Source organism: Ralstonia sp. PBBBR1 (genome assembly GCF_002256165.1).
In the GTDB taxonomy this organism is placed as follows: Bacteria; Pseudomonadota; Gammaproteobacteria; order Burkholderiales; family Burkholderiaceae; genus Ralstonia; species Ralstonia thomasii.
This window is the reverse complement of sequence record NZ_NKIL01000005.1, coordinates 505,057-529,920: the sequence shown is the minus strand read 5'-3', so window position 1 is coordinate 529,920 and position 24,864 is coordinate 505,057. Positions and strand designations below refer to the sequence as shown.

The following is a 24,864-nucleotide window of genomic DNA, read 5'->3' as shown; positions in this document are numbered from 1 at the left end:
GGGTGCGCCGTACACAGAATGGGCGCCATGTCGGTGCCGATGCCTTGCCGTGGTGCGTTTTGGAGGCAACCGGCACGGCAAGACTTCGGGTTTCCCCTAGGTATTGCACAAAGCTTGCCATGGGCGGGTGACCATTTTGCGTATTGCGCAAAATGACGCTTAAGTGCGTGCCGAGTCATGTCGATTAGGATTCGTAGCTCCATAGGCAACACTTCGGGCTGCCCCGGGATTTGCCGATCCACCTCGAACAAGATCGAGTCCTATGACGACGCAGGCGCTATCGCCCTGGCTGAGGTTGTTGAGCGCCGCTGAGCGCTTCGACCGTGGGCCGTATTTCATTGCCATTCGGCGCGGGCTGGCGCTCTCGTTGCCGCTCATCATGGTGGGCGCGGTGGCGCTGCTGTTGCGCAACCCGCCCACCGCCGGCATGCGCTACCTGCTGCTGGAGGCCTTTGGCACGCGGCTGGATGCCTTTTGCGACAGCGTGCTGGCCGGCACGATCGGCATCGGCTCGCTGGTCGCGCTGTTCGGGTTTGCCGATGTGTTGGCGCAGTTACACAACCAGCGCGCCGGGCACCGCGTGGTCAACCCCACCGTGGCGGCCGTGGTGGTGGTGTCGTGCTTCTTTACGCTCATCGCGCCGGCTGCGAACGCATCGTTGATGGCGTGGCTCTCGCTGGGGCAGGGGCTGTTTGGCGCGTTGATGGTGGCGTCGCTGGGCGGCAGCCTGTTTCTCAAGCTGTGCAGCATCCGCCGTTTGCGCATTCCGTCCCACCATTTGAGCAACGATCTGCTGGTGGGCGATGTGCTGTCGGTTGTGCCGGCTGGCATGCTGACGATCCTGACGTTTGCCCTGCTCAAAGCCGGCATGGCGTGGGCGGGCTGGCTGCACTTCATGGCGATAGTCGACCCGCTGCTGGCGTGGCCGTATTCGGCAGTCTCCAATAGCCTGCTGTTTGGTTTGGGCTATGAGACGGCGGCGCAGGTGCTCTGGCTGTTCGGCATCCACGGGCCGAACGCGCTGTACACGGTGCACCAGCACATCCTGGAGCCCGCCGCGCAGGCCAATGCGGCGGCGGTTGCCAGTGGTGGCCAGCCGCCGTTCATCTTTACCTATCACTTCTTCGCGGTGTTCGCGCGCATGGGCGGCTCAGGCGGCACACTCAGCCTGATCTTGGCGCTGCTCATCTCCAGGCGCATGCAACGCGGCCGCAAGATGGCGCTGGTCGTCATGCTGCCGGCATTGTTCAACGTGAACGAGCCGCTGCTCTTCGGGCTGCCGCTGGTGCTCAACCCGGTCTATGCGATTCCGTTCCTGCTCACGCCGGTGGTGCAGATCCTGATCGCCTATGCGGCCACCGTTGCCGACCTGATGCCCAAGACCAGCTACCCCGTGGCGTGGACCACGCCGGCGCTGTTCAGCGGTTACGCGGCTACGGGCTCGGTGTGGGGGGCGGTGGTGCAGCTCATCGGCCTGGTGGTGGGGGCGGCGATCTACCTGCCGTTTGTCCGCATGGCGGATGTTCTGTCCGCACGGCGCAGTCAGGATGTGCTTGCGTCTTTGCTGCAGATTGCCGAGTCGGCCGAGGTGAGCCTGAAGGGCCGGCGCTGTCTGGACCTGCCCGGCGACGAAGGCCGCATGGCGGTGGCGCTGGCCAGCGATCTCGAAAGCGCCATCAAGAAAGACGGGCAGATCTTCCTGGAGTTTCAGCCGCAGGTGGATTGCTCAACCGGGCGCGTGTTCGGCGCCGAGGCGCTGCTGCGCTGGCAGCATCCGGTGCTGGGGCGCGTGGCCCCGCCGATCGTCGTGGCGCTGGCTGATGACATTGGCCAGATCGATCAGTTGGGCTTACGTATCCTGTCGCTCGCGTGTCAGCAGCGCGCGGCCTGGCGCGATGTCTTGCCGGACGATTTCGTGGTCGCCGTGAATCTCTCACCTCGGCAGTTGCTGGACTGCAGGCTGTACCGGAACGTGCTCGACATCCTGCATCGCGAAGGGTTGTCGCCCACGCAGCTCGAACTGGAGATCACCGAATCAACGATGCTGCTGCCGGACATCACCGCCATCGGCAACCTGAAGCAGCTGCGCGAGGCCGGCGTGAAAGTCGCGCTCGACGATTTCGGGATGGGCCATACGTCGCTGCACTACCTGCGCGAGCTGCCGCTGGATACCGTGAAGATCGACCGCTCGCTGGCCGACGTGAGCGCGGGCAGCGTCAACGAACACATTGTGCGCAGTATTGCCAGCCTGAGCCGCACGCTGAACCTGTCGACGGTGGTGGAAGGCGTCGAGACGGAGCAGCAGCTTGAGCGCCTGTCGGCCTTGGGCTGTGAACGGTTTCAGGGGTATTTCTTCAGCCGCCCGCTGGCGCCGAGCGTGTGTCAGCAGTTTGTGCTGGATGCCAACCTGCGGCCGTTGGTGCACGCGCTTTGAGAGCGCGTGCGCGGCTTAACGGTATTTGCCCACAAAGCTCTCGCAACGACGGACGCGGCCAACCTTCGCAGCCCATCGATAGAGGCCTTCCACCAGGCTCTTGTTGACCGTGACGGGTTGACCGTTGATCTGCCCGAGCACTTCCGATTGGTTCGGGTAGGGCTTCTCGAACAGCAGCTTCATCTCGCTGCCGCCGCCCAGCGCCAGGTAGACGGCTTCGCGCGGCTCGAACTGCAGCGCGAACGAGTTGCTGCGCACGCTGGCGCTTTCCACGGACTCGGCAAAGTTGGCGATGAGCGCGGCGTCTTCGGTGCTGTATTCGCATCCGGCGTCTTTCAGTTGCGCTTCGTCCACGGCCTTGAGCGACGCCATGGCGGGGTCCATCAAATACAGCTTGATCGCGCGCGCCTTGCGCATCCGCGCGCTCAGCCCTTCGGCCGCCCAATAGCTTTGTTCGACCTTGACGACGGGCTCCGCCCTTGGGGCGGGCTCGGAGCTGGACGCTTGCGCTTGCGGTGCTTCCGGCATGGGTGCTTCCGCTTGCAGTGTGCCCGCTTGAAGGACTTCCGCCTGGAGCGCTTCGGTTTGGGGCGCGTCGGTCAGAGGCGCTTCCATTGAGATTTGTCCGAAGGCCACTTGGCTCATGCTGCAAGCACAGGCCAAGACCAGAGAGATGATCTTTTTCGACAACTCCTACCCCTTTGAAACGTGCGTTGTTGTGTTGCGTTGCGTTGCGTTCTGGATGTTAAGCCGAAGAGATGACGGAACAGCTTGGCTTGCCTGTGACGGAACAAGCGGTGCTGGGCAACCGCTGCGTGAATGATGTCGTGGACTGCAGGAGTGCCATTGACGGATCGCACACGGTGCCTGCGGTTCTTATGCTTTCGAGCCACGCATCCAATGTCACCCGCATCGCTATGCCAAGTGTTGCATAAAGAAGACCGAGATTTTCTCATCCCGAAGCATTGTGGCTTTGGCCGACAGCATGTGCCCTGCTTCCGGAAAGAGGAGCTGCTCCGCCGTTTTTCCTCCAGCTGCATATCGTTCGGACAGCCGCTTGCTCATCTTCGATGACCATGTTGTGTCTTTCTCGCCAGCGCTGATCAGGAGCGGACCGGGATAATCATCGATTGCAATGGGCTGGGACGGCATGAGTGCTTCTGAACTGCCTTCCCAAGTCCATGCTCGCCGCGCAGGGTCCCACGCCTGCCAGCCCGGGTCGCCGGGGTCTCTCCACTCGCGGGCGTCGAACGCGCCGCATATCACGGAGAGTTTGACGCTGCCGAATACCTGGACAGTGAAGAGACGATGGCCGAATTTCTGTCAGCGGCGCTCGAGACGGGGGATGCCGCTTTTATCGCGGAGTCGATCGGCGTGATCGCTCGAGCGAAGGGTATCGCTCAAATTGCAGAAGAAACGGGCCTTGGACGTACCAGCCTATACAAGGCACTGCGCGCAGAGGGGAACCCGGCGTTCTCGACGGTACTGCAGGTCATGAAGGCACTTGGGTTGCACTTGCAGGCCAAGCCCGCCGTATCCAAAGAGAATGTGGAGTCCGGCAAGCGTGGGGCCAACGCCAAAGCGAAAGGTGCAAAGGTGAGCGCGTCCCGAAATGGCGGTGCAAACAAGCCTACAAGCAAGAAGCCCGCGACTCGTACCAAGCGGGGCTCTGCAACGGGACACGGAAAGGTCATCCCAACTTAACAACGGTCTGTGTGCGTCTGCTGCCCCACGCCCACACTTCGCCCCACACCAAACCGTTTCCCGCACACCCAGCGCCCAGCCTCGCTACGATCCTCCTGTATCGAGTGGCGGCAGCCTGACCGCCAAACAGGAGGGCACTCCGTGCCGCATACCACCACGCCCGCATCCAGCCACGTCACTGATCTGGCCCTGCTGCTCACGCTGTCGACCTTGTGGGGCGCGTCGTACACGTTCATTCGGGTGGGCGTGGAGACCATTCCGCCGCTCACCTTCATCGCCGCCAGAACGTTGATCGCGGCGACGCTGCTGTTGGCGTGGATGCGCAGCGGCAATATCCGCATGCCCCGAGACAGGCAGGTCTGGATGCGCTTCGGCGTGCAGGCGCTGCTCAACAGCGTCGTGCCGTTCACGCTCATCGCCTGGGCCGAGCGCTCGGTTGGCGCGAGTCTGGCGACCGTCCTGAATTCGACGTCGCCCGTGATGGTGTTTGTGACCACGGCGTTCGTTACGCGGCACGAATCGGTGTCGTTGCGCAAGCTGGTCGGCGTGATTGCCGGGTTTGTCGGCACGTGTTTTGTGATTGGGCCGAGCGCGCTCGATGGGCTGGGAGGCCAGCTCGTTGCGCAACTGGCCATCCTGGCGGCCACGGCGTGCTACGCAGGCGCGGCCATCTACGGCCGGTCGTTCAAGGGGCTGCACCCTGCGGCGCCTGCTACCGGTTCGTTGCTGATGGGCGCGTTGGTACTGACGCCCACCAGTCTGCTTGTGGATCATCCTTGGGCACTTCAGCCTTCTGCGCGTTCGCTGATGGCGTTGGTGGCGCTGGCGGTGTTCTCTACGGCCCTCGCGTTTGCCATTTACTTCCGGCTCATTCAAACGCTCGGCGCGATCGGTACGACTGCGCAGGCCTATCTGCGCGTGCCGATCGGGGTAGCGATCGGCGTGGTGTTTCTGGGGGAATCGTTGCCGCCTTCAGCGTGGATCGGGCTGGCGTGTGTGGTGGTGGGGGTGGCGGCAATGTCGATGCCGGCGCGGGCCACGCAAGTGCTGCGGGCGTAGCGCGGCACAACCGCATCACCGCGTCGATGCGTCACCGCTCCCCATCCGCCACATGACTCGCCGCCAGCCGCTTGAGTTCCGCGCGCGCCGCTGCCAACCGGGAGTGCAGCACCGTGTTCTCGATCAGCAACAGCAGCAGCACAAAGCTCGCACCCAACAGCCCGAACATGCGGCCGGCATAGAACCCCAGGTCATACCGCCCGCCATTGAATACGGCGCTGAGCGCGACATCGCAGATCCACACGCACAGCACCACCATCAGCCAGACATCGAGCGTCAGGTGCGGGCGGCTGCGCCAGAGCGCGACCAGCGCAGCCACGCAAAAGCACCACGTGCCGCCCGCCACGATGCCCATGGTGCGCGTGTAGCGGTTGGCGGCCATGATGGTGGGCAGCAGGTGATCGCCCACGGTGGCAAGTAACACGCAGGCGATGGACGCGCCCAGCACGGCCGCCACGGTGGCCAGCGCCGCTTGCCGCGTCAGCGTGTGGACTGGGAAGCGGCCGGGCTCGCGCTCTTCGCGGCTTTTGAGCACGGCGTAAGCGATGACAAACAGCGGAAAGCCCGTGTGCCAGAACATGTAGATCCAGGCGGTGCTCTGTGGCCCGGCGCCCAGCAGGCCGCCGGATGCGAACAGCCCCGGAAATGACAGCAGGTGCCCCACCGCCGTGGCGGCCGTGAACAGGTAGCCGCTGGCGAGCGCCAGCATCGCACGCGACCGCGTGATGGCGAACTGCCCGAAGAGCAGCGCGGCGGTAATCAGGTCATTGAGGATGAGGGCCGATTCGTAGATCGGCACGAACGATGGAAGTTGCGCCAACTGCACCTTGGCCAACGGCACGGCCGACACCAGCACCACCAGCGACAGTATGGCCACTGCCTGCGCCATCCAGTACGTCCGGCGTCCTGGCGAGAGGTTCAGCAACAAGCCTCGCTGCATGTCCAGCGTTTCCGACATCACGTTGGCCCCCTTGCGGTGACTCTGTCACTCGTTCGCTTGTGTGTGACTTGCTGTGCGACTGCGCAGCCCGGGTGCAACCCCTGCTATAGACGCGTGATAGTCAGCGGCCTGCCCGATGTCAACGCGGCGAAGGGGTAGAACTCTCAGGCCTGGTGCCGCTGGCGGCCAGCAGGGTGTTACGGGGAACGCCCGAGTGCGGCTTGCGCTGTGCGGGAATAGACTGGTGGCCACCCCACGGCACCGCCCTGCAAAGGAGTGCGCATGCAACCTCATTCCACCACTGCCGCCACTGCAACCCCCGCCACGAACGACGCACTGGTTCTGCGCGACGACCACGACGGCGTCGTCACCCTGCGGCTGAATCGGCCCCTGCAGTTCAACGCGTTGTCTGAAGCCATGCTCGATGCGCTGCAGCGCGTGTTGGACGACATTGCACAAGATGCGACGGTGCGCTGCGTAGTGCTTGGCGCCGAGGGCAAGGCGTTCTGTGCCGGGCACGACCTGCGTGAAATGCGCGGCACGCCGGAGCTTGCGTATTACCGGGCGCTGTTTGCGCGCTGCAGCTTGGTAATGCAGGCCATTCAGGCGCTGCCGGTGCCGGTCATTGCGCGCGTGCATGGCGTGGCAACGGCGGCGGGTTGCCAGTTGGTCGGCAGTTGCGATCTGGCCATTGCCTCGGATGCGGCGCGGTTTGCGGTGTCGGGCATCAACGTCGGCCTGTTCTGCTCGACGCCGGCGGTGGCGTTATCGCGCAACGTGCTCGCCAAGCGCGCGTTCGACATGCTGGTGACTGGCCGCTTTATCGATGCGGCCACGGCGGCCGACTGGGGCCTGATCAACGAGGCTGTGCCGGCGGCGGACCTGGATGACGCGGTTGCCCGCAAGGTGGCGGACATCGTGTCGAAGAGCCCCACCGCCATCCGCTATGGCAAGGCGATGTTCTACCGGCAACGGCAGATGCCGCTTGGCGATGCCTATGCTTACGCAGGCGATGTCATGGCCCGCAACATGATGGATGAAGACGCCGGCGAGGGCATCGATGCCTTCCTGGAAAAACGCCCCGCCCGCTGGCGCTCGTAGGCGCTGTTGGGGCGGGGTCGGGCGGCCGTGCCCGGACTCGCGACTGAGCGTCGCCTGCGGTCGGGCGCCGGATACGCGGTTGGGTGGCAGCCAGCGAATGCGACGCCATCACGTTTGCACGAGAAACGTAGCGATGCGATCGGCAATCGCATCGGGTGCATCTTCCAGGCTGTAATGCCCAACGCCAGGCAACCGATGCACCGGTGCATCCGGAAACAGCTCGCTGAACAGCGGCAGGAAGTGTTCCGCATGCAACGTGCGATCGGCCATGCCCCAGATCGCCATGGCGGGTTTGGTGACAATGGCACGGCGCGCTGCAGCGTCCGGCAGTTCAAAACGATGCGCGCCGGTAGCAAAGCCTTTGGCCCAGCCGAGGGCACCCGCGCAGTCTGCCGGCGTCGCAAAGCGCGCGCCGTACGCCTGCAACCACGCATCGTTGATGAGCCGGTGGTCTTCAAAGCCATTGAGCTTCAAGGTGCTGAGGATATTGAAGCCGAGTTCACCCAGTACGGCTTCAAGACGCCCCTCGGATTCGGCCCGCACGATCCACTGAAACCACGGCGATACCGCCGCATTGGCGGCCAGACGTTCACCCAGCGTCGCCTGCCCGAACGGCGTCGGCCCATTGACGCTGACAATGCGCCGCATGCGGTCCGGATGCCGTGAGGCCAACCCCATCCCGACTGGTCCGCCAAAGTCGTGCATGACGAGCGTGATATCGCGCAGGTCCAGCGCGAGCACGAAGCGCTCAAGGTTGTCGATGTGGTCTTGCAGCCAGTAGCTGCGTGATGGCGGCGTTCGGCTCTTGCCGAAGCCCATATGGTCGGGCACCACCATGCGGTGGGTGTCGCGCAGCACCGCGATCAGGTGCCGGAAGAGGAAACCCCATGTGGGCTCGCCATGCAGGCACAGGACGACTTCGCCATCGGCGGGTCCCTCGTCCACGTAATGCATCGGAAAGCCCGGTGCATCGGTAAAGCGAGGTGCATAGGGGTACATCCCATCGAACGTATCAGTACGCATGCCGTGCCTCTCTTCATTCATGTGGTTGCAAAATGAAACCGTTGCGTTATAGCAGTCGAGGTTTTATATTGCAACCACATTCAATGTGAGGGCGCGCACGGTATGCGCGATGCAGATGGTCAAACGTACGAGCCACGCGGATTCTCTTTGCGGCGTCGCCAGGCCGCTGGACGCCATTGGCGACGGGTGGTCGCTGCTGATCGTTCGCGATGCGTTTGACGGCCTGCGCCGCTTTGGTGAGTTTCAGCGCAGTCTCGGACTGTCGAAGAACATCCTGGCGGTGCGCCTGCGCAACCTCATCGCGCACGACATTCTCGAGACGGTGCCGGCGTCCGACGGCAGCGCGTATCAGGACTACGTGCTGACCGAGAAAGGGCGCGCGCTGTTTCCGCTGCTGGTGGCGCTGCGGCAGTGGGGTGAAGCGTTCTGCTTTGCGCCGGATGAGGCGCACGTTGTACTCGTCGACAAGGCAACGGGTAAGCCGGTGCCTCGCCTTGAACTCCATGCGCAGGACGGGCGCGCGCTGGCACCGGAGGATACGGTGGTCGTCCACCCATCGGCCATCAGGCGGACGAAGCGCCAGCGGGCGAAGGCGGGCTGAGCGTTAGCGCTCAGGCGCGAGCCGCCGTTTCACTCGGCAAGACCCAGCCGTTCGAGCAGGCGCCGGGTATCGGAAGGCGCTTCGACCTTTTTATCGTTATCAGGGGATGCGATCGGCCCAGCGGTCGAGCGCGGCATCGGCATAGGCGCCGCTGTAGAGCGCATCGGCGCCATGCAGGCGGAGGTCGACGCGATGTCTTCTACCAGGCGCCGCGGCCATTCGATCAGGAATGCGGGTTGCCCTTTGCGCGCAGTGCGCGTCACCGATGCGGCGCGCTCACCTGCGCTTGCACGTGCATCAGGCCGGTTTGCGGCGCGTGCAGGCCCAGCGGCTCGTCGGTCAGATCGCGGGCAAGCGAATACGCAGTGATCACGGCCAGCGTGACGCCCACGATGGCCAGCATTTCCCGGGTGTCCATACGCATCTCCTCCTTGGCTCCTTAGGTTCCTTGTGTGCGTGGTTTGCGCCCTGTCTTGTCGGTGTCGGGCGGCGTTGCAGCACGGACGCAAAGTTCAGGCCTGAGGAAGCCAAATGGCGGAGTGACGCGGGTGTTTGCTGTCTTACCGTGCGCGCAACGAAGACGGCGGCACGCCCAGCAAGCGCTGAAAACTGCGGCGCATGCGCTCGGTATCGCCAAATCCGCACTCGGTGGCCACCCGTTGCATGGAGACGGCCCCGCTTTCCAACGCGGCGCGGGCCGCCTCAACGCGCAATTTTTCCACGGCCTTTGCAGGGGTGAGACCGGTTTCGACCTGGAATGCGCGGGCGAAATGGCGCGGGCTCATGCAGGCGTGCTCGGCCAGATCGCCCACGCGGTGCGGTGCGCCCAGGTTGCGCCGCACGTGGTCGAGCAGCGGCTTGAAGCGGCCGCGTGCCGAATCCATCTCATTCAGCGCGGAAAACTGCGACTGCCCGCCCGGCCGGCGGTAGTACACGACCAACTGCCGCGCCACCGCGCGTGCCAGGCGCTCGCCCAGGTCTTCGGCGATGAGCGCGAGCGCCAGGTCGATGCCGGCGCTGATGCCGGCGCTGGTCCAGATGGGGCCGTCGTTTACGTAGATGTGGTCCGGTTCGAGCTGCACCTGCGGGAACGCGCGCGCGAACTGCTCGCTGCGGCTCCAGTGGGTGGTGGCGCGCCGGCCGTTCAGCAAGCCCGTGGCGGCCAGCAGCAGGCTGCCCGAACACACGCTGGCGACGCGCGCCCCGCGGGCTGCGCAACGCTGCACGAAGCGGCGCGTGCGTGCATCGGCCATGGCCGCATCCACGCCGTCGCCGCCGGCAATGAGCAGCGTGTCGACCTGGCTGGCCGGGGGCAGGGCGTCGGCATCCCAGCGGGCCCCGGAAGAACTGCGTACAAGGCCGGCCTGCGCGGCAACCGTGCGCAGCGCGTAGTGGTCGTCCCGATACCGGCTGGCGACTTCAAACGCCGCCACCGGCCCCGCAGCGTCGAGCAGTTGGAAGTCCGGAAAAATGAGCACAGCGATGCGGTGGGCCATGGCAGAAAAAGTGGGAGACTGGTCATTGCTGCCAACACGATAGAGCGCGATCCTGTGAAGCGTCAACCCGCCATCACATCACTTTCAGGAGAGCCAAACCATGACGACTTCCCCGTTCATCGTTGTCTTTGCGGTGTACAACCGCGTCACCCAACTCGATTTCACGGGCCCGCACGAAGTGTTCTGGCGGCTGCCCGGCGCGCAATGCGTGGTGGCTTCCGCAGCCGGTGGTGAGATCCATGCCGATGGCGGTCTCACCATCTCGAACGTGCAGCGGTTGGCGGACATTCCGCATGCTGACCTGATTTGCGTGCCCGGCGGTTTCGGCGTGATCGAAGCCATGGAAGACGCAGAGTTCGTGCGCCAGGTGCGGCGCCTGGCCGACGGCGCACGCTATGTCACGTCCGTCTGCAGCGGCTCGCTCGTGCTGGGCGCGGCGGGGTTGCTGCAGGGCAAGCGCGCGGCCTGCCACTGGGCATGGCGCAACCTGCTGCCCGCGTTTGGCGCCACCGTGGACGAAGCCCGCGTGGTGCGTGACGGCAACCTCATCACGGGCGGCGGCGTGACAGCCGGCATCGACATGGCGCTGACGGTCATGGCCGACATTGCCGGCGCCGAACATGCGCAGGCCGTGCAGCTCGGTATCGAATATGCCCCCGCGCCGCCGTTCGATTGCGGCCGCCCCGAACGTGCGGCACCGGAGATTCTCGAAGCGGTGACGTCGCGGCTGGATCGTTTGCGTGCGGATCGCCATGACGCCGTGCAGCGGGCGGCGCAGCGCCTCTGAGCGCCGGCGCCGGCCGGAGCCGGATTGCGGCGACAATGGCGTCTTTCGACGTATCCACGCTCCAGACTGGCGCCGCATTCTGCATGAACACACCGTCTTCCCAACCCAACGCCCGTGGTCCGATCGGCATCGTTGCTGCCCTGCATGAAGAGATCAACGAACTGCTGACATGGCTGTCTGACGCGCAGTGCGTACACATCGGCAGCCGCGATTTCTGGACGGGCGAGTTGGACGGCCAAGCGGTCGTTGTGGTGCTGTCGCGTGTTGGCAAGGTGGCGGCGGCGTCCACCACCGCGGTGCTGATCACGCAGTTCAACGTACGCGCGGCCGTATTTGCCGGTGTGGCCGGCGCGCTGGCCCCGGGCGTGGCCGTGGGCGACGTGGTGGTGTCGGAAGAACTGCTGCAGCACGATGTCGACGCGTCGCCGCTATTCCCGCGCTGGGAGATTCCGCTGACCGGCATGGCGCGTTTTCCCGCCGACGCGGCACTGGCCAGCGGGCTGCTGGAAAGCGCCGGCGCCGTGTTGGCGGATCCGCATGCGCTGCTCGGTCCGGATGTCATGCGGGCGTTCGGGATTGCCGCGCCGCAGGCGCATCGTGGTCTGATCGTCAGCGGGGACCGCTTCGTCTGCACCTCGGCGGAAAGCGCGGTGCTGCGCACGGCATTGCCGGATGCCCTGGCCGTCGAGATGGAAGGCGCCGCGGTGGCGCAGGTGTGCCACGAGTGGGGCGTGCCGTTTGCCGCCATCCGCACGATTTCCGACCGCGCGGATGACGCGGCCAGCGTGGACTTCGCGCAGTTCATCACGCAGGTGGATTCACGCTACGCCGTGGCCATCCTGCGCAAATGGCTGTCGACGGCCGCTGGCGCCTGAACGGCTTAATGACCCTTCGCGGCCAGATACTTGTCGAGTGCGTTGGCGCGCTCGCTCAGGCGGAAGATTTCGTTCTCCAGGCGCTGCAGATCGTCGAGCTTGCCCTTGCCGTAGATGGCGGTCTCAAAGGCCGCTGTTCTGGTGTGGAAGTCCTGCCACGCCTGCTCTGAACTCACCAGTGCTTCGTTCGCCTTGCCGTTCAATGTGCCGAGCAGCGTCTTGTACGTACGGTCGAGGCGCTCATCCTGCGCGGCCTTTTCTGCAGACAGGCATGCGCCGATTGCGTCCGCGTTGTCCGGCGCCTTGTCGACGCACGCATACAGTTTGGTGGAAATGCCCTGCGGCGCACGGCGCTTGATGCCGTTGGCCAGGCTCTCGGCTGCAAATGTGCCGGCGCTGTGTGTCAGCAGCACAACGGCAACGGGAAGGGCGAGCGTCTTCAGTGTCGTCAGCGTGTTCAAGAAATGACTCCTGATCGCGTGTCTGCGATGCGTGAAGGGCCAACCAGTCTATCGGCCCGCTCGCGCCTCCGCGATCAGCCAGGCAGGTGAGGCCGCAGGTTCGCAGGGCGTTTTCCACATAGGCCTCTTTTTCGCCGACGGGCGCGACGTAGTGCAGCGCTTCAGCGGTGGCTTCAAGGCCCTCTGTGCGTGCAATGATCCACGCCGCCAGGTACGGCGAAGCAAAGCAGCCGCCGGCCGTCGCCACATTGCCGTTGGCGTAGAACGGCTGGTTCAGCACTTCCACGCCGGTTTCCTGCACCCAGGGTTTGGTGGTCAGGTCCGTACAGGCCGGCACGCTGCCGAGCAGCCCAAGCTTGGCCAATATCAACGTCCCGGCGCACTGTGCCCGACCAACTGGCGTGACGGATCGAGCGCCAGGCGCGCCATCAAAGCCGGATCAGACACCACATCGCGTGTGCGGATGCTGCTGCCGACAGCGTCGCCGTGGCGCTGCAGGAGGATGGCATCTCCGTGTCCAAGGCAGAGCCGTTTGCGACGTCGAAGCAGGTACCGCATGCGCTGCGGCTGGCGCTTGGCTCCGTTGCGCCCGACCGCCTCGACGCCGCATTGCAGACTGTCAGGCAGCGCGTGCAAGCGCAGGTGGATCGATAACGAAAACCGTGCCAAACCTCGTGCGCTTGCCTACACTCTCGTCGCAACGAAATGGCCCAATTTCCCGACAGGAGACCCTATGAAGAACTGGCTTGCGACGATCGCCGGATGGACGCTCTGCGCATGCGCAGCGTTCGGCAACGCCGCCCATGCGGCCGATGCGCCTGATGACGGTGCGACGCTGAGCGTCAACATCGGCACGGAGCACCGCACGCTGTCGCGCGATGCATTGCTGCACGATCCGCACCTGACCAGCGTGACCGTGGAAGACCAGAACCTGAAGCACCGCCTGACCTTCAAGGCGATCCCGGTGACGGCGCTGTTCCGCGGGCAGACTGTCAGCCCAGAGGCCAGCGCCACCACCGCCGCCAGCGACGGCTACGTATCGCACCTGCCGATGCGCTTGCTGCTGGGCGATCGCGCCGACGGGCCCCGCGCCTGGCTGGCCGTGGAAGACCCCGCCGCACCGTGGCCGACGCTCAAAGGCCAGGACATCGGCCCGTTCCGGCTGATCTGGACGGCGCCGCCGGCCAAGGCGTCGGTGGTGAACGAAAGCCTGTGGACTTACAGCATCGTGCGTATCGACATTGCCGCGCTGCCCGGCGAGCGCTTTGCGGCCATCCGCCCGGCTGCGGGGTTGCCTGCAGATGGCCCGGTCATGCGCGGTTTCGCCACGTTCCAGCGCGTCTGCTTCTCGTGCCACACGCTCAATCGCGCCGGCGATGCCAACCTGGGCCCCGATCTGAACGTGCCGTACAGCCCCGTGGAATATCTGGGCGACGAGAAACTGCGCCACCTGATCCGCGATCCGCAATCGCTGCGCTGGTGGCCCAACGCACGCATGTCGGCCATCGACGAGAAGACGCTGTCCGATGCGCAGCTCAACGACCTGCTGGCGTATTTTCACCACATGACCAAGCGCAAGTCGGCAGCGCAATGACGGGCGCTTAGCGCCGCTATTCGGTCGCCCAGTCGACCAGCGTGGCGATGGTGTTCATGTTGCGCGCCGTCCCCGTCTTGGCGGCGGGGATTTTCAATTTGGAATCGGCCATGCCGTCGCCGTAGTGCACGTAGATTTCGCGGGTGCCCAAGGCCATTTCTTCCGTCCGGCGGCCGGTGGCGGCAGCCAATGCATCGGCGGGTGGCGGCGTATCCAGGAAAATCGCGACCGTCCGGCTGGGCGCCGCTGTCTTGAACGGATTGCCTTCCAGTACCGCCGCCAGCTCGGCGCCCGTGCGCACGAGCACGCCCACGGGTTTGCCGGCGTAGTCCTCCAGGCAGCGTTCCAGCTTCGCCTTGACGGTCGTTTCTGCCAGCCGGCTTTGAAAAACCACGTTGCCGCTCGCAATGTAGGTGCGTACGCCGGTCAGCCCGATCGATTCACACATCGCGCGCAATTCGGCCATGGGCAGTTTTCCTGTGCCGCCAACGTTCACGGCGCGGAGGAAGGCGATGTAGCTGGGCATGGGTTCTCCTGTTCTGTCTGCCTGATCAACGGCTTACGGGCGTGCTCCGGTCCGCAACATTCTGTTACGAGATTGACGAATGTGTTTAACCCGCCCTGTTGTGCGACTTGTATTCTTCGCCCCGAATCATCGAGCCCGGATCGGTTCCCTCAGTGTTGATTGAGTGCCGCATCCTGCATTTGCGCAAAAGGAGAACACCATGTTGAAGAAAATTGCACCGGCCCTGATTGTGGCAACGCTCGCCGGCCTGACGGCTTTGCCCGCAGCGGCGGATGACCTGCGCAATGCCCTGGGCGGCGCGCTGGGTGGTGCTGGCGGGGCGGCCGTGGGCGGCGCGCTCGGCGGGCAGACCGGCTCCATCGTTGGTGGGGCGATCGGCGGCGGCGCGGGCGGCGCATTGACGGCCAACGGCCGCGAGCGCAAGGGCGCCATCGTGGGCGGCGCGCTGGGCGGCGGCGTGGGTGCGGCTGCAGGCAATGCCATGGGCGGCCACACGGGCGGCATCGTTGGCGCGGGCCTGGGTGGCGGCGCCGGTGCAGCTCTGGGCGGCAACGTCCAGCGCAATTCGTATGCCGACCGCGACGACCGGGGCTACCGTCGCCATGGCAAGCACCATCACCACCATTGATGTGATGCGCCGGTGCGCTCGCCATTGAGCGCACCGGCCGACTTCCTGCTTTCCTTCCGGCGAAGGCGCTGCCTGCGTATGTTGCCCGGCGCGTCTGCAACTCCTGTTGCCATGACTCGCCGTTGCCGCGTGCGCCGCCTACCATAGCGAGACGGCCGCGACTGGCCCGCACACGAAGGAGAGCGCCATGACGCAACGCTTCGACGCCATCATCATCGGCACCGGCCAGGCCGGCCCGCCGCTGGCTGCGCGCCTGTCCGGCGCCGGCATGAAGGTGGCCATCATCGAGCGCGGCCGCTTTGGCGGTACGTGCGTCAACACCGGCTGTATCCCCACGAAAGCGATGGTGGCCTGCGCCTATGCGGCGCGCATGGCGCAGCGTGCGGCCGAATACGGCGTGGTGATCGACGGCGGTGTCACCGTCGACATGCGGCGCGTAAAGGCCCGCAAGGACGATATTTCCGGCCGCTCCAGCCACGGCGTGGAGCAATGGGTGCGTGGCCTGGAGCACGGCACGGTCTTCCAAGGCCATGCCCGCTTCGAAAGCGCGCGCGCGGTGCGCGTTGGGGACGAACTGCTCGAAGCCGAGCGCATCTTCATCAACGTCGGCGGCCGGGCGTTGGTGCCCTCAATGCCGGGGCTCGATCAGGTGCCGTTTCTGACCAACTCCACCATGATGGATGTGGACTTCCTGCCCGAGCACCTCGTCGTGATTGGCGGGAGCTATGTCGGGCTGGAGTTCGGCCAGATGTTTCGCCGCTTCGGATCGCGCGTGACGATTGTCGAGAAAGGTCCGCGCCTGATCGCGCGCGAAGACGAAGACGTATCGCAGGCGGTGCGCGAGATTTTGGAAGCCGAGGGCATCGACGTACAGGTCAACGCCGACTGCCTGAGCGTGCGACGTGATGGCGCCAATGTCGTGGTCGGCCTGGAGTGCGGCAGCGGCGCGCGCGAGGTGTCAGGCTCGCATCTGCTGATGGCCGTCGGGCGCGTGCCCAATACCGATGATCTGGGCCTCGACAAGGCCGGCGTGGAAATCGACAAGCGCGGCAATATCCGCGTGGACGAGCAGTTGCGCACCAACGTCCCCGGCATCTGGGCCCTGGGCGATTGCAACGGCCGGGGCGCCTTCACGCACACGTCCTACAACGATTACGAGATCGTCGCGGCCAATCTGCTTGATGGCGATCCGCGCAAGGTGTCGGACCGCATCCAGGCGTACGCCATGTACATCGACCCGCCACTTGCACGCGTCGGCATGTCGCTCACGGAAGCGAAGCAATCGGGGCGCACGCTGCTGGTCGGCAACCGCCCGATGACGCGGGTCGGCCGCGCGGTAGAGAAGGGCGAGAGCCAGGGCTTCATGCGCGTGGTGGTCGACGCGCAGACGCACGAAATCCTGGGCGCGTCGATTCTCGGGGTGGGCGGCGACGAGGCGGTGCATTCGATTCTCGACGTGATGTATGCCAAGGCGCCGTACACCACTATCAGCCGCGCCATGCACATTCACCCCACGGTGTCGGAGCTGATTCCCACGTTGCTGCAAAGCATGGAGCCCGAGCAATAACGCAAGACGTGGCGCCTGAAAAAAAGAAGGGCGCCTTCCAGGCGCCCCACACATTGATCCGCTAGCGTGCGTGCCGCTCAGGGCACGATCGAGAGAAACAGGTACGCCGCGAAGATCGCCAGATGCACGACGCCATGCAGGATGGTCGTGCGACCCTTGCCCAGCGTGAGCGACGACACGATCAGCGTGAGGAACAGCAGGACCATTTCCTTCGGGCCCAGGCCCAGTTCGAGCGGACGGCCGATCCAGATGAACACGGCGGCCACCGTCGGGATAGTCAGTCCGATACTCGCCAGCGCCGAGCCCAGTGCGAGGTTCAGGCTCGTCTGGATGCGGTCTGCATTGGCGGCGCGCAGGGCGGCCAGGCATTCCGGCAACAACACCAGCGCGGCGATGACGATGCCGACGGTGGCGGGCGGTGCGCCGGCATTCAGGATGGCCGCTTCCACCGAAGGCGACAGCACCTTGGCCAGCCCAACAACTGCCACCAGCGACACCATCAACAACACCGCGCTGAGCGCCGCCACGCGTGCGGGCGGCGGCGGTGCGTGCACGTCTTCGTTGGCACTGTCGACGAGGAAGTAATCGCGGTGGCGGATGGTCTGCACGATGACGAAGCAGCCGTACAGCACCAGCGACGTCACCCCGGCAAAGGCCAATTGCGACGAAGTCATGACCGGCCCCGGCGTGGAACTCGTGTAATTGGGCAGCACCATGGTCAGCGTGACCAGTGCAGCCAGCACGGCCAGCGCGGCGGTGGCGCCCGGCGCTTGAAAGGCTTGCTCGCGGTGACGCAGGCCGCCCACGAACAGGCACACGCCCACGATTCCGTTGCAGATGAGCATGACCGCGGCAAACACGGTGTCGCGCGCCAATCCCGCCTTCTCTGGCCCCGAAGAGAGCATCACCGATACGATCAGCGCGACTTCGATCACGGTCACGGCAATCGCCAGGACGAGCGTGCCGAAGGGCTCGCCCACCTTGTGCGCGACGACCTCGGCATGGTGGACGGCTGCAAAGACGGCACTCGCCAGTGCAAGCGCCATCAGTGCGATCAGCCAGCCGGGGGGCGTCATGAACGCGCCGCCGGCCAGCACCACCCACGCGAGCAGCGGGGCAGCGACTGTCCAGGGGGGCAGCTTGTTGGAAGAAAGGGCCACGGAGTTCTCCTTGTTGTTGCCTCAACGCCGGCATGCAGCGAAGGGATGGATGCGGTGTGGCCCGAATATAAAGCATGTGCGGAGCCTCAGCCCGCACAAGCGGCGTGCGTCACGCCCGCGCGGTTACGGGGCAACGGCCGTGGCGGACACCTCCTGGCTCCAGTAAGTCGGCAGCGCGCCATACGGGTTCGGCAACGTCTTGTTCGTGATGAACACGGCGGCAGCGCCCTTGCTGGATGCGTTGCGAACGAAGGTTTGCATCTGCGTGGCCGATGCCGCGTAGACGATGTGCGCAAAGCGTGCCGTCGGATAGTTGGCCTGCCACGCCAGTGGCGCATAGCTGGCGTAGTGCTTTGCGCTGTCTTCAAACACAACGAGCTGGTCCGCTACCGGCAGGCTTGCATAGATTTCCGGCACATTGGTGCCCGGGTTGCCCGTGACCGTGTAGTTGGGCGACAGCCCCTTGATGTAGTTGTAGACCGATTGGTAGAACTGGATGTGTGCCGTTGTGCTGTCGGCGGTCATCTCGTCGATGAAGAAGCCGTCGACCTGATACAACGCCTGGTAGGTGTTGATGTCCTGCACCACCGCCGACAACGACCGGTTTGCGTACGAGCTGGACACGTACCCGATCACCTTGCCGCCGGCGGCATGCACCTTGGCGACGGCGGCAACGTAGTTGGCGTCCTGCGTGGTGCCTGGGCCGCTGTTCGGGTTGAGGATGACTGTGGTCGGTACCGACGTCGCCGCTGTGGCCAGCGCACCCCATTGCGTGGCGCCGGTGCCCGACGGATAGATGTAGGACGGTACCAGCAGCGCTTCAGCACTGGCATGCGGGGCGCCCATCAGCGCGCCGGACACCAGAGCGAATGCAGCACATGCGGCGCGCGCAAACCTGCGCTTTGCGTTGCCCATTGGCGATGCCACGGCCAGCGTGGCGAATGCGGGCGAACGCCCCCCCGTTTGTATCGTTTTCATTGTGTGCCCCTGACCACGCAAATCGCTGCGTGCGTCCTCAGGCCCGCCCCCCCGCGGGTTGGCGGGCAACTGGCTGACTTCTTCTGGAGAAGTCCCTGTAGCTTTGCGTCGCCGGATCACTCCGGTTTTGCCCAGACCTCTGGGTGTGAACCCATTGGAGAAGGACTCTACCGGGGCGGCGCCAGCCCGGCAAACGGAGAATGCGCAAACGAGTCGGCTGTCGCATGAAGCGTTGTCGAGACCCCACGTTGCGCGTTGCCATGGCAATCAACCATCACGCCAATGAAGCAGTGACGGCCTTCCGCCATTCTTCCCATGCCGCGCTTCCCCTGACCTGCGCCAGAACCTCTGGTGCATTCCGCCGCCGCAGACCCCGCCCGTATCGTCAGTCCACGCAGCGCTGCCGGTTGCCGCTGTGTTTCTTGTCCACGTATCTGACTGAGGAGAAGCTGCAATGAACATCCGCTCGAATGTGCTTGTCATCCGTATCGTGCTGTTGACGGTGGTGTCCCTGATCGCCTCGCTGGCGGCCACGGCCGCGTTGGCTGCGCCGCCAGCGACCGTCGCATCCTGTGACGGCATCAAGGATGCGTACCCGATTCTCGGCACGCAGTGCGCCAACCACTACGCCAAGATCAACCACGCGCCCGCCACTGCGGCCGAACGGCGCGAGACGTATTCAGCGCGGATCGCGGTTTTGGACATCTTCCGCAAGGCGCTGCTGTGCAACGGCATGTACGGCGCATCGAAACCGGCGCAGCAGCGCTTTTCAAGCGGCGAGGCTGGCCACCTTCAGGCCCTGGCGAACCTGAACGCGGCAATGACGATTGCCGGCGACCCGAACGTGCCGGTGCTCTACACCGCCTCCGACTTGAGCGACGTGTCCATCAACAAGTCGCAGTGCAAGTAAGGGGGGTGGAAGGCAGCGGAGGCCGCGGCTGGTGTCCCTGGTCAAGTTCGGTGGGTACACCATCGTCGAGTTGTGCATTTCGAGCCGGGTGCCGCGTGAGATGTACCTGCGTGCCAAGACCTGGGTCGATCGCGTGGCGGCCGTGGCGATCGGCGGGCTCGGGCTGCATCGGATCTTCACCGCGCCGACGGTCGGGCTGTGACGGCTGCGGCGCGGTGCTTCAGACCGCGCCTGCAATCACATCACGCAACCACTGATGCCCGGGGTCTCGATGCACGCGCTCATGCCACAGCATCGACATCTCATAGCCTGGCACCTCCACCGGCGGTTCAACCGCCTGTAGCGCACTGGCCCCGCGCACCAGCCGCTCGGGCAGCATGGCGACCATGTCAGTGCTTGCCACCGCTGTCATCACAAAGAGGAAGTGCGGCACCGACAGCACTACGCGTCGCGTGGCACCGGCTGCCGCCAGGGCTTCGTCCGTCACGCCGAAGAAGCCACCGCCATCGGGCGACACGATCACGTGATCGAGCGTGCAAAACTGCGCCAGTGTCGGCCTGCGCTTCAGGCGCGGGTGCCCCGCGCGGCCGATCAACACATAGCGTTCAGTGAAGAGCGCACGGCGGCGCAGGCCGGGTGGCGCGCCGTCTGTGGTGTGGAACGCGAGGTCGATCTCCCCTTGCTCGGCTTGCTTTTCAATACGCGTGGGCACCAGTCCCAGCATGGCGAGCCGTGTGCCCGGTGCGCTTGTGCGCAGGGTGTTCAGCACCGGCAGCGCGATGGTCGATTCGCCGTAGTCCGTGGCGGCCACGCGCCAGGTGTTGGTGGCGTGCGCCGGGTCGAACGGGCTGGCGGGCGCGACGGCCTGCTCCAGCGCTTCCAGCGCCAGCCGCAGCGGTTCGCGCAAGCTTTCCGCGCGGGCGGTTGGGCGCATGCCGCGCGGGCCGGGCAGCAGTAGCGGGTCACCAAAAATGTCTCGCAACTTGGCCAGATGCACGCTCACGGAAGGCTGCGAGAAGTTCAGCCGCTCGGCCGCACGCGTGACGTTGTGCTCGGTCAGCAGCACATCGAGTGTCACCAGCAGGTTCAGGTCCAACCGCCTGAGATTATTCATGGCTATGCCTGGAATATTGACAATTCATTTCCAATATACCTGGGCGCCCCGCATTCTGGAGCCATTCCTTATTTGGAGTTGCCACCATGAATGTCCTGATCGTCTACGCCCATCCCGAACCCAAGTCGCTCAACGGCGCCCTCAAGGACCTTGCCGTCCAGCGCCTGGAAGCCGCCGGCCACACCGTGCAGGTATCGGACTTGTACGCCATGCAGTGGAAGGCCGCGCTCGATGCCAGCGACAGCTCCGTTGCGCCGGTCGGTCCGCATTTCCACCCGTCACTCGATTCCAAGTACGCGTTCGAGAACGGCTTACAAGCTGCAGACATTGCTGCCGAGCAGGCCAGGCTGCAATGGGCCGACGCCGTGATCCTGCAGTTTCCGCTGTGGTGGTTTTCGATGCCGGCCATCCTGAAAGGCTGGGTCGAGCGCGTCTATGCATACGGCTTTGCCTATGGCGTTGGCGAGCACTCCGACACCCACTGGGGCGACCGCTACGGCGAAGGCACGCTCGCCGGCAAACGTGCCATGCTGATCGTCACCACGGGTGGCTGGGAGTCGCACTACAGCCCGCGCGGCATCAACGGCCCGATCGATGACATCCTGTTCCCGATCCAGCACGGCATCCTGTACTACCCCGGCTTTGAGGTCGTGCCGCCGTTCGTGAGCTACCGCACCGGCCGCATGGACGACGCGCGCTTTGCGCAGACCACGCAGGCGCTGGGCCAGCGACTCGACACCTTGTTCACCACCGCGCCGATCCCGTTCCGCCCGCAGAATGCAGGTGAATACGAGATCCCGTCGCTCACGCTGCGTGCCGGAATCGCACCCGGAAAATCGGGCTTCGCTGCGCATCTCGCCTAGCCCTCGCCTGGGCGGCAAGCGCTACAATTTCGCATTCATCTCCGGCGGCGCGCTGTAGCGGATACAGCGCGCCGCCGCGTTTGTTTCTCCTCCCTCCCTTCTTGTCGGCATGACGTCTCACGCGGTTTTCACGGGCCTGATCAATTTGCTGCTCGGCATGGGTCTCGGCGTGGCGGGCGGTTTGCTCGGCATTGGAGGCGGGCTCATCGCCATTCCTCTGCTCGGCTATCTGTACGGAATGGACCAGCACTTGGCGCAGGGCACGGCGCTGGTGATGATTGCGCCCAATGTGCTGATCGGCTTCTGGCGGTATCACCAGCGGCATCCGGTGCATGTGCGTTCCGTCGCGCTGATCTGCGTGTTCTCGATGGGGGCGACCTACGTTGCCGCGCGCTTTGCGGCGGGGCTGGACGCCAACCTGCTGCATACGGCGTTTGCCGTATTCCTGATCGTGCTCGCCGTGTACTTTGCCTCGCAGCTCAAGGAGAAGCCGAATGCCGCTGGTGCTGCGCACGCTGTGCCGCACACCATGCCGGCCGCCGCGCTGCCGTTGATGGGCATCGCCAGCGGCGCGATGTCGGGCATCTTCACGGTGGGGGGCGGGCTGGTGGTGGTGCCGGCGCTGGTGACGTTCTTCGGCATGCCGCAGACGCGCGCGCAGGGCATGGCGCTCGCGCTGGTGGTGCCAGGCTCGCTCATTGCACTCGCCGCGTATGCGCATGCGGGCCACGTGGATTGGGGTACGGGCATTCCGCTGGCGGCCGGCGGTGTTGTCAGCGTGTCGTGGGGTGTGGCCCTGGCATATCGGTTTTCAGCGCGGCGTTTGCGGCTGGCGTTCTGCGCAGTGCTGCTTGGTACGGCGCTGATGATGTTGCTGGTCAAGCCAGCCTGATCGACCTGATTTTCAATGCGGAGGAGGGCATCGTGTCGGAACAAGACAAGCAGGCCGGGCGCGCACGCCGCGCGCAGGTAATGGGCGACGCATTCGTGGAGCGTGCGATGAGCGGGTTGGACGCTTTCTCGGCGCCGCTGCAGGATTGGCTCAACGAACACGCCTGGGGCAGCACGTGGCAGCGGGACGGCATCGACCTCAAGACGCGCAGTTTGTGCACCTGCGCGATGCTCGCCGCGCTGGGCCGCAGCACCGAGCTCAAGGGCCATGTGCGCGGCGCCATCAACAACGGCGCAACGGCGGTGGAGATCCGCGAAGTGCTGCTGCACAGCGCCATCTATGCCGGCGCGCCGGCTGCCATCGAGGCGTTTCGTTCGGCACGTGAGGTGCTCAATGAGCTGGGCATCCACATCGAAGAGCCGAGGTAGCCAGCGTCGGGTTTGCGGCTTGTGCTCACGGGCTTAACACAAGTTGCGTGGCTGGGGTCGCTTCCCTATTCTCGCAGGATCACGTTTCTGGTGGACGGCGACAAGCTGGCCTACCGCGATGCCGGACGCAAGCGCCTCACGCCACTTGGCTGGGTGCTCGTGGCCATCTTTGCGGCGCCAGCAGCGCTCTGTTACTGGTGGTTCAAGCAGCAGTTTGCGGCACTCGGCTATGCCGGCTGATACCTGATCGAGATGGACACCTTCGACGATGATCTGACGCGGTTTGCCGCCCACGGTGCAGAACCGCTGCCCCCCGCCGTTGAGCAAGGCCATGTCGAGCACGACGGCGCCCGCATCTGGTATGCGACCTTCGGTGCCGGCACACCTGTGATCTTGCTGCATGGCGGGCTCGGCCATGGCGGCAATTGGGGATATCAGGTTCCGGCACTCATGACTGCTGGCTACCGGCCTATCGTCATTGATAGCCGTGGGCACGGTCGCAGCACGCGCGATGCGCAGCCTTACGCCTACACGCGCATGGCTTCCGACGTGCGGGCCGTGATGGATGCGCTGCGCATCGACCGCGCCGCCTTCATCGGCTGGAGCGACGGTGCTTGCGTTGCGCTCACCCTCGCCATGCAGACACCGGAGCGCGCTATTGGCGTGTTCTTCTTCGGTTGCAACATGGATCCAAGCGGCGCCAAACCCTTCGCGCCGACGCCCGTCATCGACCGCTGCTTCGGTCGCCACCTAAAGGATTACACCGCGCTGTCATCCACACCGGACGACTTCGATGCCTTTGTCGAGGCCGTCACCGAAATGATGCAGACGCAGCCGAATGCAACAGCCGAGGAACTGGCGGCGACCCGTGTGCCGGTCACCATCGCGCAGAGCGAACACGACGAGTTCATCTGGCCCGAGCACGCGCACTATCTGGCACGGACCCTTCCTGAAGCACAGTTTGTGTTGCTGCCGGGCGTGAGCCATTTCGCGCCGTTGCAGCGACCGGCGTTGTTCAACGACGCCGTGCGCGCGTTCCTTCACGGAATTTGTCAGACGTAGGCCGCGTCGAGGCCGAACGGGTTTGCGCAACACTGGCGCCGCGTTATCCACAGAAACAGTGGGTAAGCCTGTGGATAACGATGCCCGACGGCGATACCACGCGGCCTGCAGTTCCTTGCTGACGGCGTAGGCAGGCAGCTCAACCGCCCGAAACCGGCGTGCTGTAGGTCGCCTTGATCGCCTTGTGGCGCGCTTCCATTTCCTGCCGCAGGGCGCGGCGCTGCTGCGCGGCTTCGAAGCGTTCCCTTTCTTCGGCGTTGGCGGGCACCAGCGGAGGCACGTCGGCCGGTTTGCCGTCGTCATCGACAGCCACCATCGTGAAGTAGCAGCTGTTGGTATGGCGCACGACCTGGTTGCGGATGTTTTCCGTCACGACCTTGATACCGATTTCCATCGACGTGCGACCGGTGTAGTTGACCGACGCGAGGAACGTCACCAGTTCACCTACGTGAATCGGCTGGCGAAACACCACCTGGTCCACCGACAGCGTCACGACATAGCGGCCGGCGTAGCGGCTCGCGCACGCATACGCGACCTGATCGAGCAGCTTGAGGATGTGGCCGCCGTGCACGTTACCGGAAAAATTGGCCATGTCGGGCGTCATCAGCACCGTCATGCTGAGCTGGTGGGATTGCGTATTCATGGAGGCGTTGAAGCTGGA

The 24,864-nt window shown here is 64.9% G+C and carries 30 protein-coding genes, 2 pseudogenes and 1 riboswitch; of the genes and pseudogenes, 18 read left to right on the top strand and 14 right to left on the bottom strand.

Features of this window, described 5'->3' with window-relative positions:
• Positions 1–262: 262 nt before the first annotated feature.
• On the top strand, positions 263–2,434 hold the full coding sequence (locus CFE42_RS11095) for an EAL domain-containing protein (RefSeq protein ID WP_004628107.1): 2,172 nt from the start codon (positions 263–265) through the stop codon (positions 2,432–2,434).
• Positions 2,435–2,449: 15 nt separating this feature from the next.
• Here CFE42_RS11095 and CFE42_RS11090 read toward each other — a convergent pair whose 3' ends face one another.
• Together CFE42_RS11090 and CFE42_RS11085 are read right to left on the bottom strand one after the other, a co-directional pair.
• Positions 2,450–3,049, bottom strand: coding sequence for a hypothetical protein (locus tag CFE42_RS11090; protein WP_004628106.1), 600 nt, complete (start codon positions 3,047–3,049; stop codon positions 2,450–2,452).
• A 300-nt stretch (positions 3,050–3,349) separates the two neighbouring features.
• Positions 3,350–3,586: an acyl-CoA thioester hydrolase/BAAT C-terminal domain-containing protein gene (locus tag CFE42_RS11085; RefSeq protein WP_052035675.1), complete on the bottom strand. Its 237-nt coding sequence runs from the start codon at positions 3,584–3,586 to the stop codon at positions 3,350–3,352.
• 54 nt (positions 3,587–3,640) lie between these two features.
• On the opposite strand from CFE42_RS11085, the gene CFE42_RS23920 reads away from it, so the two are divergent.
• Both CFE42_RS23920 and CFE42_RS11075 read left to right on the top strand, forming a co-directional pair.
• The gene (locus tag CFE42_RS23920; RefSeq protein ID WP_310722483.1) at positions 3,641–4,138 is read left to right on the top strand and encodes an addiction module antidote protein; all 498 of its coding nucleotides are present in this window, start codon (positions 3,641–3,643) and stop codon (positions 4,136–4,138) included.
• Between the two features lie 141 nt (positions 4,139–4,279).
• Positions 4,280–5,197, top strand: coding sequence for an EamA family transporter (locus CFE42_RS11075; protein WP_004628104.1), 918 nt, complete (start codon positions 4,280–4,282; stop codon positions 5,195–5,197).
• Between the two features lie 31 nt (positions 5,198–5,228).
• On the opposite strand, the gene CFE42_RS11070 is transcribed toward CFE42_RS11075, so the two are convergent.
• Positions 5,229–6,137 (bottom strand): MASE4 domain-containing protein, encoded by a 909-nt coding sequence (locus tag CFE42_RS11070; protein WP_296157871.1) that lies wholly within the window; start codon positions 6,135–6,137, stop codon positions 5,229–5,231.
• A gap of 282 nt (positions 6,138–6,419) precedes the next feature.
• Here CFE42_RS11070 and CFE42_RS11065 point away from each other — a divergent pair, with 282 nt between their 5' ends.
• The gene (locus CFE42_RS11065) at positions 6,420–7,238 is read left to right on the top strand and encodes an enoyl-CoA hydratase (protein ID WP_004628102.1); all 819 of its coding nucleotides are present in this window, start codon (positions 6,420–6,422) and stop codon (positions 7,236–7,238) included.
• A gap of 108 nt (positions 7,239–7,346) precedes the next feature.
• On the opposite strand, the gene CFE42_RS11060 is transcribed toward CFE42_RS11065, so the two are convergent.
• A complete protein-coding gene (locus CFE42_RS11060; RefSeq protein WP_004628100.1) occupies positions 7,347–8,261 on the bottom strand; it encodes an alpha/beta fold hydrolase in 915 nt (304 codons plus the stop codon).
• A 115-nt stretch (positions 8,262–8,376) separates the two neighbouring features.
• Here CFE42_RS11060 and CFE42_RS11055 point away from each other — a divergent pair, with 115 nt between their 5' ends.
• Entirely contained in the window at positions 8,377–8,862 is a 486-nt protein-coding gene (locus CFE42_RS11055; RefSeq protein ID WP_202959017.1) for a helix-turn-helix domain-containing protein, read from the top strand.
• Positions 8,863–8,891: 29 nt separating this feature from the next.
• Here the strand turns inward: CFE42_RS11055 and CFE42_RS11050 are convergent.
• The 3 genes and pseudogenes from CFE42_RS11050 to CFE42_RS11040 form a co-directional block, all read right to left on the bottom strand.
• Positions 8,892–9,051, bottom strand: a pseudogene (locus tag CFE42_RS11050) (DUF72 domain-containing protein); the annotation flags it as partial.
• 70 nt (positions 9,052–9,121) lie between these two features.
• Complete coding sequence (locus CFE42_RS11045) at positions 9,122–9,280, bottom strand: hypothetical protein (protein WP_004628097.1); 159 nt, start codon at positions 9,278–9,280, stop codon at positions 9,122–9,124.
• A 142-nt stretch (positions 9,281–9,422) separates the two neighbouring features.
• Positions 9,423–10,358 carry a GlxA family transcriptional regulator gene (locus CFE42_RS11040; protein WP_004628094.1) on the bottom strand — a complete coding sequence of 312 codons (936 nt, stop codon included), beginning with the start codon at positions 10,356–10,358 and terminating at the stop codon, positions 9,423–9,425.
• 100 nt (positions 10,359–10,458) lie between these two features.
• Between CFE42_RS11040 and CFE42_RS11035 the strand changes: the two genes are divergently transcribed.
• Entirely contained in the window at positions 10,459–11,145 is a 687-nt protein-coding gene (locus CFE42_RS11035; RefSeq protein WP_004628091.1) for a DJ-1/PfpI family protein, read from the top strand.
• An 83-nt stretch (positions 11,146–11,228) separates the two neighbouring features.
• Positions 11,229–12,020 (top strand): 5'-methylthioadenosine/adenosylhomocysteine nucleosidase, encoded by a 792-nt coding sequence (locus CFE42_RS11030; protein ID WP_037043731.1) that lies wholly within the window; start codon positions 11,229–11,231, stop codon positions 12,018–12,020.
• Between the two features lie 5 nt (positions 12,021–12,025).
• On the opposite strand, the gene CFE42_RS11025 is transcribed toward CFE42_RS11030, so the two are convergent.
• Complete coding sequence (locus CFE42_RS11025; RefSeq protein WP_004628088.1) at positions 12,026–12,481, bottom strand: lysozyme inhibitor LprI family protein; 456 nt, start codon at positions 12,479–12,481, stop codon at positions 12,026–12,028.
• A 103-nt stretch (positions 12,482–12,584) separates the two neighbouring features.
• Positions 12,585–12,958 (bottom strand): annotated as a pseudogene (locus CFE42_RS11020) (hypothetical protein); the annotation flags it as partial.
• Positions 12,959–12,994: 36 nt separating this feature from the next.
• Between CFE42_RS11020 and CFE42_RS11015 the strand changes: the two are divergent.
• A complete protein-coding gene (locus CFE42_RS11015) occupies positions 12,995–13,135 on the top strand; it encodes a hypothetical protein (protein WP_193747914.1) in 141 nt (46 codons plus the stop codon).
• A gap of 79 nt (positions 13,136–13,214) precedes the next feature.
• Positions 13,215–14,075, top strand: a complete 861-nt coding sequence (locus tag CFE42_RS11010) for a cytochrome c (protein WP_004628086.1) — start codon at positions 13,215–13,217, stop codon at positions 14,073–14,075.
• A gap of 16 nt (positions 14,076–14,091) precedes the next feature.
• Here CFE42_RS11010 and CFE42_RS11005 read toward each other — a convergent pair whose 3' ends face one another.
• On the bottom strand, positions 14,092–14,601 hold the full coding sequence (locus tag CFE42_RS11005) for a DUF1697 domain-containing protein (protein WP_004628084.1): 510 nt from the start codon (positions 14,599–14,601) through the stop codon (positions 14,092–14,094).
• A 199-nt stretch (positions 14,602–14,800) separates the two neighbouring features.
• Here CFE42_RS11005 and CFE42_RS11000 point away from each other — a divergent pair, with 199 nt between their 5' ends.
• Positions 14,801–15,229, top strand: coding sequence for a hypothetical protein (locus tag CFE42_RS11000; protein WP_004628083.1), 429 nt, complete (start codon positions 14,801–14,803; stop codon positions 15,227–15,229).
• A 187-nt stretch (positions 15,230–15,416) separates the two neighbouring features.
• Positions 15,417–16,796, top strand: coding sequence for an FAD-containing oxidoreductase (locus tag CFE42_RS10995; protein WP_004628081.1), 1,380 nt, complete (start codon positions 15,417–15,419; stop codon positions 16,794–16,796).
• A gap of 77 nt (positions 16,797–16,873) precedes the next feature.
• Here the strand turns inward: CFE42_RS10995 and CFE42_RS10990 are convergent, their stop codons facing one another.
• Complete coding sequence (locus CFE42_RS10990) at positions 16,874–17,956, bottom strand: ionic transporter y4hA (RefSeq protein WP_004628078.1); 1,083 nt, start codon at positions 17,954–17,956, stop codon at positions 16,874–16,876.
• A 123-nt stretch (positions 17,957–18,079) separates the two neighbouring features.
• Positions 18,080–18,934 carry a spherulation-specific family 4 protein gene (locus tag CFE42_RS10985; RefSeq protein WP_004628077.1) on the bottom strand — a complete coding sequence of 285 codons (855 nt, stop codon included), beginning with the start codon at positions 18,932–18,934 and terminating at the stop codon, positions 18,080–18,082.
• 61 nt (positions 18,935–18,995) lie between these two features.
• Positions 18,996–19,076: riboswitch (cyclic di-GMP riboswitch) on the bottom strand.
• A gap of 312 nt (positions 19,077–19,388) precedes the next feature.
• On the opposite strand from CFE42_RS10985, the gene CFE42_RS10980 reads away from it, so the two are divergent.
• A complete protein-coding gene (locus CFE42_RS10980; RefSeq protein ID WP_004628075.1) occupies positions 19,389–19,844 on the top strand; it encodes a hypothetical protein in 456 nt (151 codons plus the stop codon).
• 31 nt (positions 19,845–19,875) lie between these two features.
• A complete protein-coding gene (locus CFE42_RS10975; RefSeq protein ID WP_004628073.1) occupies positions 19,876–20,046 on the top strand; it encodes a hypothetical protein in 171 nt (56 codons plus the stop codon).
• A gap of 18 nt (positions 20,047–20,064) precedes the next feature.
• On the opposite strand, the gene CFE42_RS10970 is transcribed toward CFE42_RS10975, so the two are convergent.
• Complete coding sequence (locus CFE42_RS10970; protein ID WP_004628071.1) at positions 20,065–20,958, bottom strand: LysR family transcriptional regulator; 894 nt, start codon at positions 20,956–20,958, stop codon at positions 20,065–20,067.
• Between the two features lie 86 nt (positions 20,959–21,044).
• Here CFE42_RS10970 and CFE42_RS10965 point away from each other — a divergent pair, with 86 nt between their 5' ends.
• From CFE42_RS10965 to CFE42_RS10945, 5 genes are all read left to right on the top strand, one after another.
• Positions 21,045–21,821: an NAD(P)H-dependent oxidoreductase gene (locus CFE42_RS10965; protein WP_004628070.1), complete on the top strand. Its 777-nt coding sequence runs from the start codon at positions 21,045–21,047 to the stop codon at positions 21,819–21,821.
• Positions 21,822–21,930: 109 nt separating this feature from the next.
• Complete coding sequence (locus CFE42_RS10960; protein WP_004628069.1) at positions 21,931–22,713, top strand: sulfite exporter TauE/SafE family protein; 783 nt, start codon at positions 21,931–21,933, stop codon at positions 22,711–22,713.
• 32 nt (positions 22,714–22,745) lie between these two features.
• Positions 22,746–23,141 carry a carboxymuconolactone decarboxylase family protein gene (locus CFE42_RS10955; protein ID WP_004628067.1) on the top strand — a complete coding sequence of 132 codons (396 nt, stop codon included), beginning with the start codon at positions 22,746–22,748 and terminating at the stop codon, positions 23,139–23,141.
• Positions 23,142–23,231: 90 nt separating this feature from the next.
• Entirely contained in the window at positions 23,232–23,381 is a 150-nt protein-coding gene (locus tag CFE42_RS10950; protein ID WP_235202088.1) for a hypothetical protein, read from the top strand.
• A gap of 12 nt (positions 23,382–23,393) precedes the next feature.
• Positions 23,394–24,203 carry an alpha/beta hydrolase gene (locus tag CFE42_RS10945; protein WP_004628065.1) on the top strand — a complete coding sequence of 270 codons (810 nt, stop codon included), beginning with the start codon at positions 23,394–23,396 and terminating at the stop codon, positions 24,201–24,203.
• A 139-nt stretch (positions 24,204–24,342) separates the two neighbouring features.
• Here CFE42_RS10945 and CFE42_RS10940 read toward each other — a convergent pair whose 3' ends face one another.
• Positions 24,343–24,846, bottom strand: coding sequence for an acyl-CoA thioesterase (locus tag CFE42_RS10940; protein WP_004628061.1), 504 nt, complete (start codon positions 24,844–24,846; stop codon positions 24,343–24,345).
• Positions 24,847–24,864: the final 18 nt, after the last annotated feature.

Excerpts from the sequence above, each read along its gene's own strand:
- CFE42_RS11055 (WP_202959017.1), top strand. The coding sequence starts at position 8,377 with ATGGTCAAACGTACGAGCCACGCGGATTCTCTTTGCGGCGTCGCCAGG.
- CFE42_RS11000 (WP_004628083.1), top strand. The coding sequence starts at position 14,801 with ATGTTGAAGAAAATTGCACCGGCCCTGATTGTGGCAACGCTCGCCGGC.
- CFE42_RS10945 (WP_004628065.1), top strand. The coding sequence starts at position 23,394 with ATGGACACCTTCGACGATGATCTGACGCGGTTTGCCGCCCACGGTGCA.
- CFE42_RS11010 (WP_004628086.1), top strand. The coding sequence starts at position 13,215 with ATGAAGAACTGGCTTGCGACGATCGCCGGATGGACGCTCTGCGCATGC.
- CFE42_RS11005 (WP_004628084.1), bottom strand. The coding sequence starts at position 14,601 with ATGCCCAGCTACATCGCCTTCCTCCGCGCCGTGAACGTTGGCGGCACA.
- CFE42_RS11095 (WP_004628107.1), top strand. The coding sequence starts at position 263 with ATGACGACGCAGGCGCTATCGCCCTGGCTGAGGTTGTTGAGCGCCGCT.
- CFE42_RS10995 (WP_004628081.1), top strand. The coding sequence starts at position 15,417 with ATGACGCAACGCTTCGACGCCATCATCATCGGCACCGGCCAGGCCGGC.
- CFE42_RS11030 (WP_037043731.1), top strand. The coding sequence starts at position 11,229 with ATGAACACACCGTCTTCCCAACCCAACGCCCGTGGTCCGATCGGCATC.
- CFE42_RS10960 (WP_004628069.1), top strand. The coding sequence starts at position 21,931 with ATGACGTCTCACGCGGTTTTCACGGGCCTGATCAATTTGCTGCTCGGC.
- CFE42_RS11090 (WP_004628106.1), bottom strand. The coding sequence starts at position 3,049 with ATGGAAGCGCCTCTGACCGACGCGCCCCAAACCGAAGCGCTCCAGGCG.
- CFE42_RS10940 (WP_004628061.1), bottom strand. The coding sequence starts at position 24,846 with ATGAATACGCAATCCCACCAGCTCAGCATGACGGTGCTGATGACGCCC.
- CFE42_RS10985 (WP_004628077.1), bottom strand. The coding sequence starts at position 18,934 with ATGAAAACGATACAAACGGGGGGGCGTTCGCCCGCATTCGCCACGCTG.
- CFE42_RS10970 (WP_004628071.1), bottom strand. The coding sequence starts at position 20,958 with ATGAATAATCTCAGGCGGTTGGACCTGAACCTGCTGGTGACACTCGAT.
- CFE42_RS11035 (WP_004628091.1), top strand. The coding sequence starts at position 10,459 with ATGACGACTTCCCCGTTCATCGTTGTCTTTGCGGTGTACAACCGCGTC.
- CFE42_RS10965 (WP_004628070.1), top strand. The coding sequence starts at position 21,045 with ATGAATGTCCTGATCGTCTACGCCCATCCCGAACCCAAGTCGCTCAAC.
- CFE42_RS11060 (WP_004628100.1), bottom strand. The coding sequence starts at position 8,261 with ATGCGTACTGATACGTTCGATGGGATGTACCCCTATGCACCTCGCTTT.
- CFE42_RS11045 (WP_004628097.1), bottom strand. The coding sequence starts at position 9,280 with ATGGACACCCGGGAAATGCTGGCCATCGTGGGCGTCACGCTGGCCGTG.
- CFE42_RS11085 (WP_052035675.1), bottom strand. The coding sequence starts at position 3,586 with ATGCCGTCCCAGCCCATTGCAATCGATGATTATCCCGGTCCGCTCCTG.
- CFE42_RS11040 (WP_004628094.1), bottom strand. The coding sequence starts at position 10,358 with ATGGCCCACCGCATCGCTGTGCTCATTTTTCCGGACTTCCAACTGCTC.
- CFE42_RS11065 (WP_004628102.1), top strand. The coding sequence starts at position 6,420 with ATGCAACCTCATTCCACCACTGCCGCCACTGCAACCCCCGCCACGAAC.
- CFE42_RS10980 (WP_004628075.1), top strand. The coding sequence starts at position 19,389 with ATGAACATCCGCTCGAATGTGCTTGTCATCCGTATCGTGCTGTTGACG.
- CFE42_RS11070 (WP_296157871.1), bottom strand. The coding sequence starts at position 6,137 with ATGCAGCGAGGCTTGTTGCTGAACCTCTCGCCAGGACGCCGGACGTAC.